Origin of the sequence: Acinetobacter sp. IK23, assembly GCF_035615275.1 — a bacterium.
Lineage (GTDB): Bacteria > Pseudomonadota > Gammaproteobacteria > Pseudomonadales > Moraxellaceae > Acinetobacter > Acinetobacter seifertii.
Map to the genome: position 1 here is coordinate 223,409 of NZ_JANBNX010000001.1, position 15,571 is coordinate 238,979.

15 protein-coding genes are annotated in these 15,571 nt (G+C 38.6%); 9 read left to right on the top strand and 6 right to left on the bottom strand.

Going from position 1 to position 15,571, the window contains the following annotated elements; translation table 11 throughout:
* The first annotated feature begins 72 nt into the window (after positions 1-72).
* The 9 genes from MSG95_RS01190 to MSG95_RS01230 all read left to right on the top strand — a co-directional run bounded on the left by MSG95_RS01190 (position 73) and on the right by MSG95_RS01230 (position 7,564).
* Positions 73-444: an MCR_0457 family protein gene (locus tag MSG95_RS01190; protein ID WP_004700154.1), complete on the top strand. Its 372-nt coding sequence runs from the start codon at positions 73-75 to the stop codon at positions 442-444.
* Positions 445-591: 147 nt separating this feature from the next.
* Positions 592-1,002, top strand: coding sequence for an MCR_0457 family protein (locus tag MSG95_RS01195; RefSeq protein WP_004700152.1), 411 nt, complete (start codon positions 592-594; stop codon positions 1,000-1,002).
* A 126-nt stretch (positions 1,003-1,128) separates the two neighbouring features.
* Positions 1,129-2,277 (top strand): D-alanyl-D-alanine carboxypeptidase PBP5/6, encoded by a 1,149-nt coding sequence (gene dacC, locus MSG95_RS01200; RefSeq protein WP_004700150.1) that lies wholly within the window; start codon positions 1,129-1,131, stop codon positions 2,275-2,277.
* Between the two features lie 89 nt (positions 2,278-2,366).
* On the top strand, positions 2,367-2,912 hold the full coding sequence (locus tag MSG95_RS01205; RefSeq protein WP_004700148.1) for a gamma carbonic anhydrase family protein: 546 nt from the start codon (positions 2,367-2,369) through the stop codon (positions 2,910-2,912).
* A gap of 118 nt (positions 2,913-3,030) precedes the next feature.
* The gene (locus MSG95_RS01210; protein WP_004700146.1) at positions 3,031-3,519 is read left to right on the top strand and encodes an NUDIX hydrolase; all 489 of its coding nucleotides are present in this window, start codon (positions 3,031-3,033) and stop codon (positions 3,517-3,519) included.
* Positions 3,520-3,523: 4 nt separating this feature from the next.
* Positions 3,524-4,657 carry a tRNA 2-thiouridine(34) synthase MnmA gene (mnmA, locus tag MSG95_RS01215; protein ID WP_004700144.1) on the top strand — a complete coding sequence of 378 codons (1,134 nt, stop codon included), beginning with the start codon at positions 3,524-3,526 and terminating at the stop codon, positions 4,655-4,657.
* Positions 4,658-4,670: 13 nt separating this feature from the next.
* Positions 4,671-5,405: a high frequency lysogenization protein HflD gene (gene hflD / locus MSG95_RS01220; protein ID WP_004700142.1), complete on the top strand. Its 735-nt coding sequence runs from the start codon at positions 4,671-4,673 to the stop codon at positions 5,403-5,405.
* Positions 5,406-5,459: 54 nt separating this feature from the next.
* A complete protein-coding gene (purB, locus tag MSG95_RS01225; RefSeq protein ID WP_004700140.1) occupies positions 5,460-6,848 on the top strand; it encodes an adenylosuccinate lyase in 1,389 nt (462 codons plus the stop codon).
* Positions 6,849-6,928: 80 nt separating this feature from the next.
* A complete protein-coding gene (locus tag MSG95_RS01230; RefSeq protein WP_004700138.1) occupies positions 6,929-7,564 on the top strand; it encodes a DUF2238 domain-containing protein in 636 nt (211 codons plus the stop codon).
* A 51-nt stretch (positions 7,565-7,615) separates the two neighbouring features.
* Here MSG95_RS01230 and blp2 read toward each other — a convergent pair whose 3' ends face one another.
* From blp2 to pstC, 6 genes are all read right to left on the bottom strand, one after another.
* Complete coding sequence (blp2, locus tag MSG95_RS01235) at positions 7,616-9,799, bottom strand: Ig-like repeat protein Blp2 (RefSeq protein ID WP_004700136.1); 2,184 nt, start codon at positions 9,797-9,799, stop codon at positions 7,616-7,618.
* Between the two features lie 194 nt (positions 9,800-9,993).
* The gene (locus tag MSG95_RS01240) at positions 9,994-10,611 is read right to left on the bottom strand and encodes a cytochrome b/b6 domain-containing protein (protein ID WP_004700134.1); all 618 of its coding nucleotides are present in this window, start codon (positions 10,609-10,611) and stop codon (positions 9,994-9,996) included.
* A gap of 133 nt (positions 10,612-10,744) precedes the next feature.
* Entirely contained in the window at positions 10,745-11,707 is a 963-nt protein-coding gene (gene sohB, locus MSG95_RS01245) for a protease SohB (protein WP_004700132.1), read from the bottom strand.
* 147 nt (positions 11,708-11,854) lie between these two features.
* The gene (gene pstB, locus MSG95_RS01250; RefSeq protein WP_004700130.1) at positions 11,855-12,757 is read right to left on the bottom strand and encodes a phosphate ABC transporter ATP-binding protein PstB; all 903 of its coding nucleotides are present in this window, start codon (positions 12,755-12,757) and stop codon (positions 11,855-11,857) included.
* Positions 12,758-12,770: 13 nt separating this feature from the next.
* Complete coding sequence (gene pstA, locus MSG95_RS01255) at positions 12,771-14,168, bottom strand: phosphate ABC transporter permease PstA (protein ID WP_324624572.1); 1,398 nt, start codon at positions 14,166-14,168, stop codon at positions 12,771-12,773.
* A complete protein-coding gene (gene pstC / locus MSG95_RS01260; protein ID WP_004700126.1) occupies positions 14,165-15,544 on the bottom strand; it encodes a phosphate ABC transporter permease subunit PstC in 1,380 nt (459 codons plus the stop codon). The genes pstA and pstC overlap by 4 nt, the downstream gene beginning before the upstream one ends.
* Between the last annotated feature and the right edge of the window lie 27 nt (positions 15,545-15,571).

A 15,571-nucleotide genomic window follows, 5' to 3' on the forward strand; every position in this document is an offset into this window, starting at 1 on the left:
GGTTTTCTCAATTGAATTATTTGTTGAATTATATATATTTATGCCTCCATAGCATTATAAAATTGTGAAAAAATGAAAACTTTCGCTCCTTTTTTTCAAGTATTGGGGATCAGTATCACACTGTGTACACAGACGGTTTTTGCTGATGAGGGTATCTCGACACAAGAAGCTGATAGCTTAATTAAAGATGACATTGCATCTACTCAAGTTTTACAAGAAATTTGCCCGACTTTTGTTGGTGCAAATAAAAATCTTGAAACCAATACTAAAAAGATTATTGCAATGTACCTTGGCGGTTATTCCAATAAATCAATCACCTTCTCTGCGCTGCAAAATGATTCAGAATATAAAACCCTGCTAAATGAAGCTCGTCAGGCTGCAAAAGAAATGGATCACCATGAACAACATGAGCTTTGTGAAGAAGTGGTAAATTACAAAGACTAAGCCTATTTCACTTGATATGCTTTTCTTTAAAAGGTTTTCTGTTGATGTAAAGCAGAAAACCTACATAACAATACATTTTTTCCATTTTTTTAGCCCTTAAATTGTTTAAGCTATCGGCATATTTCAAATTTTTGTTTCAGGTTATCCATGTTTATGAAAAAAAGCTTAGTTCAATCTCTTTCTGTTGTTTTACTTATGACAATGGCAACAGTGGGTTATGCTGCTGACAAGAAAAAACCAACTGAAAATGAAAATGTTGTTGAAGTTACCCCAAATAAAGGCACTACGCCGGAAGAGTTAGCAGCAATTCAGGTACTTTCTGAAATTTGCCCAAGTTTGATTGGCAAAAAAGATGCAGAATTTGCTCAAGGTTATGAACGTCTTGTAAAAGACTATTTGCCAAATGAAGCAGACCCAGTTGCAGCTTTAGAAAAACGTACAAAAGACAAAAGTTTCAAGAAAGTCTTAAAAGAAGCGCGTAATGATGCAAAAGCTGCTGGTAACGAGCAAAATACGTTAGTTTGTCAAGACGTAAAAGCTTATCAATCGCAAAACTAAATTAGTTAAAAACTCTCTAGTTACAATACTGTTCGAAAAAGCCGACTTCCCCCATAGAAGTCGGCTTTGCTTTGTCCTAAAATGCTAGGTTCTTCTGCTTCATACAAGATATTGGAATTACCTAGAATGACTCGAAAAAGCGCTATTGCTGCACTCCTCCTCTTACCAAGTTTTTCTTATGCAGCAACTGTCTTATCAGCTCCGCCAGAATTAAATAATAAGTCTTATGTATTAATGGATTACGAGACAGGACAAATTCTTGCTTCTAAAAATGAAAATGAAAAGCTTGCACCTGCTTCTATGACTAAAATGATGACAAGCTACATCATTGAACAAAAACTATTAAAAGGTGAACTTACCGAGAATGAAAAGGTTCGTATGAACGAATCTGCTTGGTGTAAAGGCAGTAGTTCCGAATCATGTATGTATGTTCCATTAAATGGTACAGCAACTGTTTTAGAGATGCTTCGAGGTATTATCATCCAGTCTGGTAATGACGCATCAAAAGCAATGGCTGAGCATATTGCTGGAAATGAAGGTACTTTTGCTCACCTGATGAATCAGGAAGCAAAACGTATTGGCATGACCAATACACAATTTATGAACTCTACGGGTTTACCTGCAGAAGGCCATTATTCAACTGCAAAAGATATGGCAGTTTTAGCTCAACATATTATTAAAGATAGCTCAAGATACTATCCAATTTACTCTGAGAAAGAGTTTACATTTAACGGTATCAAACAAGGTAACCGTAATGCTTTACTTTACACAGACCCAAGTGTTGATGGCCTAAAAACAGGTCATACCGATGAAGCTGGTTACTGCTTAACAACTTCAAGTAAGCGCGGTCCAATGCGTTTAATCTCAGTGATTTTTGGTACCAATAGCGTTAATGAACGTGCAAACCAAACACGTGCATTGTTGTCTTGGGGTTTTGCAAACTTTGAAACTGCAAATGTTCAACCTGCAAATCAAGTTCTTGCAAAAGCTAAAGTATGGTTTGGTAAAGAAAATGAAGTTCAAATTGGTTTAGCAGAGAACTTTAACGTTACTATGCCTAAAGGCAAAGCAGGCGGCATTAAAACTCAATTGGTTGTTCAACCAAATTTAAATGCGCCTCTTCAAAAAGGCCAAGTGGTTGGTAAACTTGTTGCAAGTTTAGATGGCAAGGTCATTGCTGAAAAACCTTTAGTTGCATTAAAACCTGTTGAAGAAGCAGGCTTCTTTGCACGTATGATCGACCATATTAAACAATTCTTTAGCAACTTATTCTAATTTTAGAGTAGTTGGATTAAGCACTCATGCTATTAGCTTGAGTGCTTTTTTATTTTATAATTTGATTAAATTTTATTTTGATACTTCTTATGACAAAAAACATCCGTCCCTATTTAGATCATCATCCACAAATTGATCCAAGCTGTTACATTGATGATATGTCAGTGGTTGTTGGTGATGTGAAATTGGCCGAAAATGTTTCAGTTTGGCCTTTTGCAGTCATTCGCGGAGATGTAAATAGCATTCAAATTGGTAAAAATAGTAATGTACAAGACCATTGTATGTTACATGTCAGCCATAAAAATGATGCAAAACCTAATGGTTCCCCGCTTATTATTGGTGAAGATGTGACTGTAGGTCATCATGTGACTTTACATGGCTGTACAATTGGTAACCGCGTACTAGTAGGTATCAATACCGTTATTTTAGATGATGTTGTTATTGAAGATGACGTGATGATTGGTGCAGGCAGTTTAGTTCCACCTCGTAAAGTCTTAAAAAGTGGTTATTTATATGTTGGAAGCCCTGTACAGCAAGTACGTCCTCTAACTGAAAAAGAATTGGCATTTTTACCTTATTCAGCAAGACATTATGTAAAAGTGCAAAACAACCATAAAGATACCCAAACAAATTAAATGTACTGAGTTTTTTCAAACGATAGCGTTTTACAATCCTCTATCGTTTGTAAGATCACCGTAGCCAAAAACCCCTAAATTTCGTATCATACGACTTTTAAATTCATGGTGCTTTTTTATGGCCGCATGGACTCCTCATGTCACTGTCGCTACAGTCGTAGAAAAAGATGGACGCTATCTTTTTGTTGAAGAACATAGCGAAGGTTTTGTACACACAGTGTTTAATCAACCTGCTGGTCATGTGGAATGTGGTGAAACGCTAATAGAAGCTGCCATTCGTGAAACTCTTGAAGAAACGGGTCATCATGTTGAGATAGATGCTTTACTTGGCATTTATACATATACTCCACCCATGTTTCCGGATCGGACTTACTATCGCTTCTGCTTTTTAGCGCACGTCACTCATGTCGAAAGCGACCCTAAACTTGATACAGGTATTGTTTCTGCTGTTTGGATGACTCTAGATGAGCTTCAAGAATCTGCCCGTGCTCGTAGCCCTTTGGTGATTAAAGCCCTTGAAGATGCTATAAAAGGTCACCATTATCCTTTAGCTCTTATTTATGAGCACCCTTTCTCTCCCTCATTAACTTCACATTTGGATGCCTAGTCCTATGCAACAACGTGTCATCGTCGGTATGTCTGGTGGCGTAGATTCATCTGTTTCTGCGGCGCTTTTACTTCAACAGGGTTATCAAGTTGAAGGTCTTTTCATGAAAAACTGGGAGGAAGATGACGGCACGGAATACTGTACAGCAATGGAAGATTTAGCCGATGCTCAAGCAGTAGCTGACAAAATAGGTATTAAACTCCATACCGCAAACTTTGCTATGGAATATTGGGATCGTGTGTTTGAACTTTTCCTAGCTGAATATGCAGCGGGCCGCACCCCAAACCCAGATATCTTATGTAATAAAGAAATTAAGTTCCGTGCATTTTTAGACCATGCCATGACTTTAGGCGCAGATTTTATTGCAACAGGTCATTATGCTCGTCGTGCTGAAACTGCTTATAACTCTAAAGGTGAAGCATATGCACCTTTATTACGTGGTTTAGATAACAACAAAGACCAAACCTATTTCTTGCATGCAGTGCATGGCCGTGAAATTAATAAAACCCTATTCCCCGTTGGTGAAATTGAAAAGCCAGAAGTGCGTAGAATTGCCGAAGAACTGGACTTAGCAACGGCGAAGAAAAAAGATTCAACTGGTATATGCTTTATCGGCGAACGCCGCTTTAATGACTTCCTTAAACAATATTTACCCGCTCAACCAGGTAAAATCGTGTTGGATAACGGTAAAGAAGTTGGTGAACATCACGGTCTGATGTACTATACGCTCGGTCAGCGTGGCGGTATTGGTCTTGGTGGACTAAAAGGTGCAGCAGAAGGTGCATGGTTTGTACTTCATAAAGACCTTGCCAACAATCGTTTAGTTGTAGGCCAAGGACATGAACACCCACTTATGCAAAGTACACAGCTTTGGAGTGAGTCAATTGACTGGGTAGCTGGAGAACAACATATTCCGACTGAAGGATTACGTTGTACTGCCAAAACACGCTATCGCCAACCTGATCAGGCTTGCACAGTGTTTATTGATGAAAATAGTGAACACGGTATTCGTGTTGAGTTTGATGAACCTCAGCGCGCAGTCACACCTGGCCAAAGTGTTGTATTTTATTCGGATGAAGTTTGCTTAGGCGGGGGTGTGATTCACCATACAAATGCCCCTACACCAGATTTTATTTAAGGGAATGGATGGCATGGTGGAGTTACCCTTTCAACAATCACAAGCCTTGAATGTTCGCCAAAACCGTGCCCTTGCTTTGGCTGGGGTATTCCAAGCGACCCAGCTTACGCATATGACTGCCATGACTGGACAACAAAGTATTGGTGAAAGCGGTAATTTCTATTTTGAGTTATTAATAAAGGCGAGTTTAAATATTCGCCCTACAATAAATAATAATAATGTTCAGACTTTAGATTTTTTTAATCAACTGGCTGATATTTCATTAGGTCTTAAGACACTCGAAAATTGTATTACGCAGCCTTTTACCAATGCGCCTAAATCTCGTTTGCCTAAAATGCGTAGTGCAAAACTTCCCATGTCTTATGCGATGTCACTTTTGCAATTAGAAAAAAAGGTCTATAGCAATCCTGAATATGTAGCGATTATTGAAAAAGCACAGCAGAAAATTTTAAAACAGCTTTCTTTTTTCGATAATAACTATTTACACCCAAGTATTTTAGCCAATTTGGCGCAAACCTATGTAGATACCGCTGGGCAAATTAATCCACGTATTCTTGTTCGTGGTAATGCTGAGGCATTTAAAGATACCAACCATACTAACCGTATTCGTGCTTGTCTGTTTACAGGGCTACAAATGGCTCATTTATGGCGACAACTCGGCGGTAGTTCATGGAACATGATTTTTAGCAAACGTAAATTGCTACAGGATATTCAAGCACTTGCTCGTTTACAGTACCAAGTTATCTAACGCTGTAACGAGATTATTTTTGTTTTATGTTTATTCCAGCATTAAGGAATCGTTATGAACGCTTTAACCGCACTATCACCATTAGATGGACGTTATGCCAGCAAATGTGATGCGCTACGCCCTTTTCTTTCTGAGTTTGGTTTAATTCATGCTCGTGTCACTGTAGAAGTGCGTTGGTTACAAGCGCTTTCTAACCGTCCAGAAATTATTGAAGTTGCTTCTTTCTCAGCTGAAACAAATGCAGCTTTAGATGCAATCGTAAGCAACTTCTCTGAAGAAGATGCGAATCGCATTAAAGAAATTGAACGTACAACTAACCATGACGTAAAAGCAGTTGAATATTTCTTGAAAGAGAAAATTGCTGGTATTGCTGAATTACAAAATGCGGGCGAGTTCATTCACTTTGCTTGTACATCAGAAGACATCAACAACTTGTCTCATGCGCTCATGCTTAAAAACGGTCGTGAAGTTTTAGTATCAAGCATGAAGCAAATTTTAAATGCAATTTCTGCTTTAGCAACGACTCATGCTGAACAACCTATGTTGTCTCGTACACATGGTCAAACTGCTAGCCCAACAACTTTGGGTAAAGAAATGGCAAACGTTGCATATCGTTTAGCTCGTCAAATCAAACAGTTTGAAAATGTTGAGTTATTAGGCAAAATCAATGGTGCGGTAGGTAACTACAATGCTCACCTTTCTGCTTATCCAGATGTTGACTGGGCTGCTCACGCACAAGCTTTTGTTGAATCTTTAGGTTTAACATTTAACCCATACACAACTCAAATCGAGCCACACGACTACATGGCTGAGTTGTTTGATGCATTACGTCGTTACAATACAATTTTGATCGACTTTAACCGCGACGTATGGGGTTATATCTCTTTAGGTTACTTCAAACAAAAACTTAAAGAAGGCGAAGTTGGTTCTTCAACTATGCCACACAAAGTTAACCCAATTGACTTTGAAAACTCTGAAGGTAACTTAGGCATTGCAAATGCAGTGTTGGCTCACTTAGGCGAAAAATTACCAATTTCTCGCTGGCAGCGTGACTTAACTGACTCAACTGTACTTCGCAACATGGGTGTTGGTTTTGCTCAAAGCTTAATTGCTTTTGATGCTTGCTTAAAAGGTGTTGGTAAACTTGAGCTTAACGCAAATCGTTTAAATGAAGATCTTGACCAAGCTCAAGAAGTTCTTGCAGAGCCAATTCAAACAGTTATGCGTCGTTACAACATTGAAAAACCATATGAGAAGTTAAAAGCTTTAACTCGTGGTCAAGCAATGACTCGCGACATGATGGTTGATTTCGTAAATGGTAACGAACTTGCTCAAGTACCAAGCGAAGAGCGTGCTCGTTTAGCTGAGCTTACTCCTGCAACTTATACGGGTAACGCAGCTGAACAAGCAAAACAAATTAATGAATTAATTAGTAAAATCTAATTAAAAAGTTAATCAAAAGCGAAGCCTAGGCTTCGCTTTTTTATTACACTTATACTCATCAAAATAAAGTTTTCCATAAAATGATCGAAAAAAAATTTCAACTTAAACACTATATTGCAATCAGCCTGCTTTTGATTGCCATTATTGTTTCAGGTATCAATCCTCTGGAGTTTGAAGCTTACTTACTTCATCAATCCGGCACTATTTTAATGCTGATTTTACTTTTTATTATTTTCAAAAAAATTGGTCTCGATTTTTTAAGTTTTTGTTTTTATTTACTGTTTCTTTTAATCCACGTAATTGGTGCTCATTATCTGTATTCATACGTTCCGTATAACGACTGGATTCAGCACATCTTTCATTTTAATTTAGATGAATACATGGGTTGGTCTCGCAATATGTATGATCGACTTGTGCACTTTTCATATGGTGCTTTGCTCTACCCTCTTATTTATCGCGTTTTTCAAGTTTGGTTGCCGACTGCACGTCCGTTTTCCCTATTTTTACTTGTAGTTCAATTCGTGATGGCATCTAGTGTTTTTTATGAACTGATCGAATGGCTCATTGCTATTGGCTTATCACCTGAACAAGCTGAAAATTATAATGGGCAACAAGGCGACATGTGGGATGCTCATAAAGACATGTTACTCGCCACAATTGGATCAATTGTTTATGGAGTTATTACTCTTATAACAACACCGAAAATCAAAAATTAGCCATAAGTAAAAAGCGCTCATTGAGCGCTTTTATATTTTACATAGAGTCTTTTAAACAACCGGATAAGTCTGTTCTAAAATATTTTGCAAAGGTGAAGAAGTCGTATTTGGTAAAATTTGATCAAGATTTATTGTCTGGTCAACTGAAGTATTTACATCAGTTTGTTCAGGTGCTTGTGTAGGCTTTAATGCAGTCGATGCTAAAAGCTTTGCCACTGGATCTGAGTCACTCGCAGAAGAACTTTTCAATAAATCATCTATAGGAACAGTTTTCTGCTGAGTATTGGTCTCAGGTGTTGTATTTTGTGCGACTTTTAAAGTACTCAGTCCAACACTATCTGCTAAAGCTGGTTCATGTGTACCCAACATATCTACTGAGGCATCAGCTAAACTTGCAGTTTTCGGTGCAACTACATAAAAGATAAATGGAGAGCTTGCTTCACTCGTAAGCCCTGCCGCATCAGTTTGAGTCAAAGTAATGCTATGCTTACCCAAAGCTAAGTCTTTATCAAATGTAAATGTCCATGATTTACCAGTTGATACAGTCACTACTCCAATTGCAATACCATTATCATAAATCGTAAGCGTCGCATTTGCCTCGCCTGAACCTGTAAGTTTTGGTCTAGCATCATCCGTTTCTGAGCCAGATCCAATAGTGCCTTTTACATCACCGACATCATCTTCTGCGCTATTTAATATAGGTTTTGTTGGAGGAATAGTATCTTTCGTACCCACAATATCGAAGCTTTCAGACCGGTTTCCAGCGTTATCGATGGCTGAAACAGAACCATGACTGTTATCAGTTAATGCTGGTGAAATGCTAATAGTAAATTTTCCATTCGCATCTGCTGTTCCACTACCAATAACCTTACCTGTCACATCTTTTATTTCAATTTTGGCATTTGCTTCGGCTGTACCAGTTACCGAATTACCCTCTGCATTAATTTGAGCAGTTGGTTTATCAGGAGCAATCGAATCAAAACCTGGTTTAATCTCGACAGGCTTAGACGTATTACCAGCTGCATCTTCAACAACTACTGTACCTTTTTGAGACTCTTTTAAAGCAGGTGAAAGCGTAATTTGAAAGTCACCTTGGGCATCCGCCATGCCAGTTCCAATGACTTTGCCATCTGCATCTTTAATTTGAACTTTTGCATTTGCTTCGGTTTTACCATGTATTACCGACCCTTCTTTGTTAACTTCAACAAAAGGGGAAGCTGGTGGTACAGTGTCTTTACCCGCAATAATTTTAACTTCTTCAGATTTATTACCAGCAGCATCTTCGGCAACTACTTTGCCTCCGGCTTCACTAGTTAATGGTGGAGTAATTTTTAAAGAATAGATACCATCTTTATTTGCAAAAACAGTTCCTAATACTTTGCCAGTGGCATCATAAACTGTGATTTTTGCATTTGCTTCAGCCTTACCAGTTACCAATGATCCATCATCGTTCAATTGAGCCTGTGGAGCATCTGGGGCAATTGTATCTTTTGTTCCTGTTACAACAGTCGCTTTTGAATTATTTCCAGCTCCATCCTGAGCAATAACATTTAATTTATCACCATTCACGAGTGGCTTATCTAATTTAATCGTGTAGTTACCACTTGCATCTGCAACACCTGATGCAACCGTATTGCCTGCGGCATCTTTAAGATAGATTTTTGCATTCGCTTCAGTTTTACCAGTCACTGTCACGGTATCATCAGCAAGCGTAGCTGTAGGAGCAGCAGGTGCGATTAAATCAGGCGCACTTGATGAATCCTCCTTATCATCTTTCTTAAAAGCCCAAAGATATAGTCCTTCCGCAGCTAAAACTGCTAGACCTGCTTTAAGTACGCTTCCCATTGAAAAACTTGGATCACTATCAACCGCGATGTTTGCAGCGGCTGGACTAGTACTGCCGTAACCTAAGTCTGTAACGTGATTTAAGCCTTTATAGTCGATTACTTTACCTTGGGCATCGAATTGTGCTTCAACAAATTTTCCATGTTCAGTCGGAAAAACAAGGGAATGCTCTGTTGTATTTGTTGCTTCATTAAAGAAATTTTCTAAGACAATTGTCTCGCCATTCTTTAAGTGGATGACTAGCCGCCCACCCTGTTTTTCCATCGATGCAATATCTTTTTGACTGATACCAATTTGGATGATCGTAGGTTGATTCAAAATTACTTTATTGAGCTGACCATCTTGCAGAACGTCCAAACCCTTTTTGGATGCCACAATTATTCTTGTCATTATTTCCTATCCTGAATTTCAGTTATATTTTTAAATGTTTAACTTTTTAAATGAGTCATCTAAAAGCTATTTTATTGTTGCCTAAAATATCAAAATCACTTACTCATCACAATTCAATAAGTATATTTATCAATAATATTTTTTTACTTTCCATTCAAAATATAACTAAACAGGACAGACATAAAACGTATATATTACATTCCTAAGTAAAAGTAGCTAAATGCACCTATAAGGACTAAAACAAATAAAGCCATATAATTCGTTATTTTCTTATCAGCAAGTGTCATCTTAAGCATAGTCCAACCCTGAAAGCGTTTCGCAAGTATGCTATTTAAAACAAGTGTCGAAAGATGCACGATAACTAAGGCTAAAAATAAGTTTGCGAAAAATGAATGTAAGTCTCTCAAAGAATAAGTAAAGTGCTCTGTTCCGTATCCAAGTGCTACAACAACAGGAATGAGTATGAAAATAAATACAATCGAAGCTTGAAATAGTCCAATGCTGAACAGTTGAATTGAATTTTTCGAAAAAATACTTGCTGAATTTGCATGACTAAATGATTTTTTAATTGCATTGAATGCCATACTGCTGCGCTTTTTTATGCCAAATGGTGCGCTATTTGAAACACGGGGACTTAAAAAATGCCAAATAACTCGTATGGTAATACTGATGAGAAGTATATAACCAAACATCATATGCACTTGATGTAGGTCTTCATTATCGCCTGTAAAGTAAGCTCCAGTAAAAGCAATCATAATAATGATGTGTAAAATTCTTATGAGAATATCAATATGCGACAAAGTCTTTGACATCACAAAACTCAAAACTTAGGAATTAGCTCCTACTTTGGCAATTGAAACTTAAACAAATATTAAGCAAATTCTTTTAATCATCGATATAAAAAGAGCACCCATTAAGGTGCTCTTTCTTTTATAAATATCTTAATTAAAATTTTGTATCACGCATCTGAACTAGCGTTGAATTCGCTTTTGCCAAAGTGTCTGCAACTTTATTCATTACCGCCGGAATCAGGCTATCCGCCATTTGAGCAGCTTGTAAACCCAACTTTTCACCCAAAGTTGCCTTTTTACGTGTGTTGATCACATAGACATCATGCTGAGGTAATAAAGCTAATAAATACTCATCAGATGTTTCTAGTTTATCTACAAGGTTTAAATCAAGCGCATCTTGTCCATACCAATGCTCGCCTGTAGCAACTTTATCTACATTCAGCTGTGGACGATACTTCTCTACAAAGTGCTTAAACAAGATATGTGTTTGTTGTAGCTCTTCTTCAAACTTCGCTTTACCTTCAGGCGTATTTTCACCAAACATGGTCACAGTACGCTTATATTGCCCTGCTGTATAAAGTTCGAAGTCAACGTTATGCTGTTTTAAAAGACGATTGAAATTTGGAACCTGAGCAACGACACCAATCGAACCAACAACAGCAAATGGCGCAGAAATAATTTCATTCGCAATACAAGCCATCATATAGCCGCCACTTGCAGCAACCTTGTCGACACAAATTGTTAAATGAAAACCTGCGTCACGCAAACGAACCAACTGAGCTGCTGCCAGTCCATAACCATGAACCATACCACCTGGACTTTCAAGGCGTACCACAACACGGTCGCGTCCGGCTTTAGCCGTTGCTAAAATAAGTGTGATTTCTTCACGAAGATTTTCAACCGCAGATGCCTGAATATCACCTTTAAAATCTAAAACAAAAATTTTCTGATTGTTCTTACGGCGGATTTTAGCTTCTTTCGCAAGTTGTTGAGCTAATTGTAAAAGCTCTAAACGACTTGCTGTGGTTTGTGCAATTTTTTTTCTCTGTTCATTTACACGTGCATTTAAATGACTAACACGTATTTCCGCAGGGAGTTTAGGCAAATGGAATAACATAAAATTCTATGCTCATAAGTTTGTCTTTATAGCCTTAAGATGTGGTTCTTTTGATTAAAATTCAATAGCGATTTTGCAAAATAGATTCATTTTCATTTATTGAATAAAAAAAAGAGCACAAGGCTCTTTTTCTTTTACAGCTATAAATTAACCGAAACGGCCAGTAATGTACGCTTCTGTTAATTGATGATCAGGTTGCGTAAATACTTTTTCTGTAGAGTTTACTTCGATCAGATCACCTAAATGGAAGTAAGCTGTACGGTCTGAAACACGTGCTGCTTGTTGCATTGAGTGCGTTACAATCACAATCGTATATTGATCAGAAAGTTCTGAAATAAGCTCTTCCACTTTTGCTGTTGCAATTGGATCAAGTGCAGAACATGGTTCATCCATCAGAATAACTTCAGGACTTACTGCAATCGTACGTGCAATACATAAACGTTGCTGCTGACCACCAGATAAACCTGTACCCGGCTGATTCAAACGGTCTTTCACTTCTTCCCATAAGCCCGCTTTACGCAAGCTATTTTCAACGATTTCTTCTAGGTCGTATTTATCACGTGCTAGACCGTGTAGCTTTGGTCCATAAGCAACGTTATCAAAAATAGATTTAGGAAATGGGTTTGGCTTTTGGAATACCATGCCCACCTGAGCACGTAGCAATACAACGTCCAGATTTGGATCATAGATATTTTTATTATCTAAAGTGATCTTACCTGTTACACGGCAACCATCAATCGTGTCATTCATACGGTTTAGAGTACGTAGGAAAGTCGATTTACCACAACCTGATGGTCCAATGAATGCAATCACTTCATTTTGATAGATATCTAAATCGATGCCTTTAATTGCTTCAAAGTCGCCATAGTAAACATGGGCATCTTGTGCACTAATTTTGATTTCAGTTGAGTTCTGCTTTTTTGAAGTTTGCGGTTCAAAATGCGAAACATATGAAGTGCCATGGTTCAGCGGCTTATCTGTAAATTGAGACTGTTCAGTATTCACCAACTTATCCTTTTCTAAGGAATTCGTAATATCAATAGTATTCATTATTTATCCTCTATTACCAACGCACTTCGAACTTTTTACGTAACCAAATTGCAAGGCTGTTTAAACCAATCATTAATGCAAGAAGTACGATAATCGCAGCAGCAGTACGGCCTTCGAAGAAGTTACGCAACTCATTGCCCTGCCATAAGTAAACTTGAACAGGTAAAGCAGTTGCTTGATCAAATGGAGTTGTTGGAATACTTGCAACGAATGCACTCATTCCGATTAAAAGTAACGGCGCAGTTTCACCAAGGGCGTGTGCAACACCAATAATTGAACCTGTCATGATCCCTGGCATCGCCAAAGGTAAAACATGATGGAAAACGGTTTGTACTTTTGAAGCCCCCAAACCAAGTGCAGCTTGACGAATTGATGGTGGCACAGCTTTTAAAGAAGCACGGGTTGTAATAATGACTGTTGGTAATGTCATTAAACTTAGTACCAAACCACCAACAAACGGAGCCGACAATGGTAAGTGCATCCAGCCAATGAAAATGGCTGCACCAAGCAAACCGAACACAATTGAAGGAACAGCCGCAAGGTTATTAATGTTGACTTCAATAATGTCTGTAAGAAAGTTCTTTGGTGCAAACTCTTCCAGATAAATAGCACTCGCTACCCCAATTGGGATCGAAATAATGATCACAATCAGCATCATAAATAACGAGCCCATGAATGCACCTGCAAGACCACTAATTGCTGGTGAACTACGAGAGTCCGGATTTGTAAATAAATTGGTATTAAATGTATTTTCGAGAATACCTTTTGCTTTCAAATCATCTGCAAGCTTACGAGTTTCCGGGTCAAGCTGTTGCTGGTCATCTGGTAATGAGCGGTCAATGTTACCTTTTAACCATACGTCTACGTTAGCATCGCCCAAGAAAGTAAGGTTCTCTTTTTTACCAATCAGCGATGGGTCAGCAAATACCATGTCACGTAAACGATAAGCTTCAGAACTTGCATATAGACTACGTAAGGAATCGCGCTGTGACTCAAGTGAAGGGTCTTTAGCAACCATACCATTTACGATCAGGCTATCCCAATCCATCATACCCATTTTTGTTTGCCAATCGACATAACGTTCTTGGTAATGCGCCGGTGTTTCACCCTGAGTACGAACAGGCACAGGACCCGCATCAATCACTTTAGGGTCAAAGTAAACTGGAACATTCATGCTGGTTTGCCAAAATGCTGGTAAACCTTTTGCCAAAATACTACCGAACAATAGCGCAACGAATGCAAGACCAATAACAACTGCCGATAAACCAGCAATACGGAAAGCTTTTTCTTTGCGGTGACGCTTCGCCAATGATTTTTCAATCACTTTTTTACGGCGATCACGTGCCTGAGCAGCAGCTTGTGGATCAAATACGTTCTGATCCATAGGAGACGATGTATTTGATGTACTCATTCGTATTGCTCACGGTATTTACGCACAATGTACAGTGCAACAATGTTTAATCCCAAGGTAATCACAAAGAGTGTTAAACCCAGTGCAAATGCCACCAAGGCTTGCGGGCTTGCAAAATCGGTATCGCCAGTTAACTGTTTTACGATGGTTACAGTCACTGTCGAAACAGCTTCAAACGGATTTGCATGTAGAAGTGGACTGTTCCCTGCTGCCAAAACCACAATCATGGTTTCCCCTACGGCACGCGATACAGCCAATAAAAATGCCCCAGTAATACCCGGTAAAGCTGCTGGTAAAACCACTTGGCGGATTGTTTCTGATTTGGTTGCCCCAAGCCCGAGTGAACCATCACGAAGTGCACGTGGAACTTGAGTAATAATGTCATCTGACAAAGATGAAACAAATGGGATAATCATGATTCCCATTACGAAACCTGCAGTCAAAGCACTGGTTGCGTTAATTTCGATACCAATATGAGCACCAACAGCTTTAAAGAATGGACCAATAACCATCATGGCAAAAACACCATAAACAATCGTTGGAATACCCGCTAAAACTTCAATGGTTGGTTTTGCCCATGAGCGTAACCATGGAGATGCGTATTCAGCTAGATAAATAGCAATCATTAAGCCAACTGGTACGGCAACCAATAAGGCAATACCACTGACCATGAGCGTACCCCATAGTAATGGTAATAAACCATAGCTACCTTCTGCATTACCTGAAGTACTAAAACCTGGGTTCCATTCAGTTCCAAAGAAAAAGTCAATTGGACTTACAAAATGGAAGAAGTGCATTGCTTCACCAAACATCGACATTACAATGCCGATAGTGGTTAAAATTGCAACACCAGAACACAGGATTAAAGCAACATTAATGGCACGTTCAACTTGGTTACGAGCGCGATATTCTTGATTGATTTTGTTCTTTGCCCAGACCAAGCCTAGTAAGGCAGTACAAACAACAACGGCAAATTTGGCAAAAGAGGCAATAGTTTGAAATTTTGCATATTGCTGAGCCGCAGCCAATTCATAAGCTTCCGGATGATCACTTACCCCAAAACCTGAAGCAATCGATTGAACTCGATCAACAAGAACACTTCTTGCTGCTTCATCTAGAGATGCAGCGACAGAAGCAGGAACATTATTAAAGATAATATGATTTAAAATACTTGGCTCAACCAAGTTCCAAATGATCAAAATTAAAAAAGCAGGGATACCGCACCAAAGCCCAACCAGTGCGCCATAATAACCAGGACGAGAATGTAGTGTCGCCGAGTTGCTTCCCTTACCTGCTAGGTGGCGGCTCTTTCTTAGCCCAAGTTGATATGCAATTGCCACAAGGGCTAACAACACACCGATAAGTAGCAGATTCATGTATTCTCCACTGTTTTCTCAATTGTC

What these genes read in the sequence shown, in the direction of transcription:
- blp2 (WP_004700136.1), bottom strand. Translation starts at nt 9,799, where the DNA reads ATGACAAGAATAATTGTGGCATCCAAAAAGGGTTTGGACGTTCTGCAA.
- pstB (WP_004700130.1), bottom strand. Translation starts at nt 12,757, where the DNA reads ATGAATACTATTGATATTACGAATTCCTTAGAAAAGGATAAGTTGGTG.
- purB (WP_004700140.1), top strand. Translation starts at nt 5,460, where the DNA reads ATGAACGCTTTAACCGCACTATCACCATTAGATGGACGTTATGCCAGC.
- mnmA (WP_004700144.1), top strand. Translation starts at nt 3,524, where the DNA reads ATGCAACAACGTGTCATCGTCGGTATGTCTGGTGGCGTAGATTCATCT.
- dacC (WP_004700150.1), top strand. Translation starts at nt 1,129, where the DNA reads ATGACTCGAAAAAGCGCTATTGCTGCACTCCTCCTCTTACCAAGTTTT.
- hflD (WP_004700142.1), top strand. Translation starts at nt 4,671, where the DNA reads ATGGTGGAGTTACCCTTTCAACAATCACAAGCCTTGAATGTTCGCCAA.
- MSG95_RS01205 (WP_004700148.1), top strand. Translation starts at nt 2,367, where the DNA reads ATGACAAAAAACATCCGTCCCTATTTAGATCATCATCCACAAATTGAT.
- MSG95_RS01230 (WP_004700138.1), top strand. Translation starts at nt 6,929, where the DNA reads ATGATCGAAAAAAAATTTCAACTTAAACACTATATTGCAATCAGCCTG.
- pstA (WP_324624572.1), bottom strand. Translation starts at nt 14,168, where the DNA reads ATGAGTACATCAAATACATCGTCTCCTATGGATCAGAACGTATTTGAT.
- sohB (WP_004700132.1), bottom strand. Translation starts at nt 11,707, where the DNA reads ATGTTATTCCATTTGCCTAAACTCCCTGCGGAAATACGTGTTAGTCAT.
- MSG95_RS01240 (WP_004700134.1), bottom strand. Translation starts at nt 10,611, where the DNA reads ATGTCAAAGACTTTGTCGCATATTGATATTCTCATAAGAATTTTACAC.
- pstC (WP_004700126.1), bottom strand. Translation starts at nt 15,544, where the DNA reads ATGAATCTGCTACTTATCGGTGTGTTGTTAGCCCTTGTGGCAATTGCA.
- MSG95_RS01210 (WP_004700146.1), top strand. Translation starts at nt 3,031, where the DNA reads ATGGCCGCATGGACTCCTCATGTCACTGTCGCTACAGTCGTAGAAAAA.
- MSG95_RS01190 (WP_004700154.1), top strand. Translation starts at nt 73, where the DNA reads ATGAAAACTTTCGCTCCTTTTTTTCAAGTATTGGGGATCAGTATCACA.
- MSG95_RS01195 (WP_004700152.1), top strand. Translation starts at nt 592, where the DNA reads ATGTTTATGAAAAAAAGCTTAGTTCAATCTCTTTCTGTTGTTTTACTT.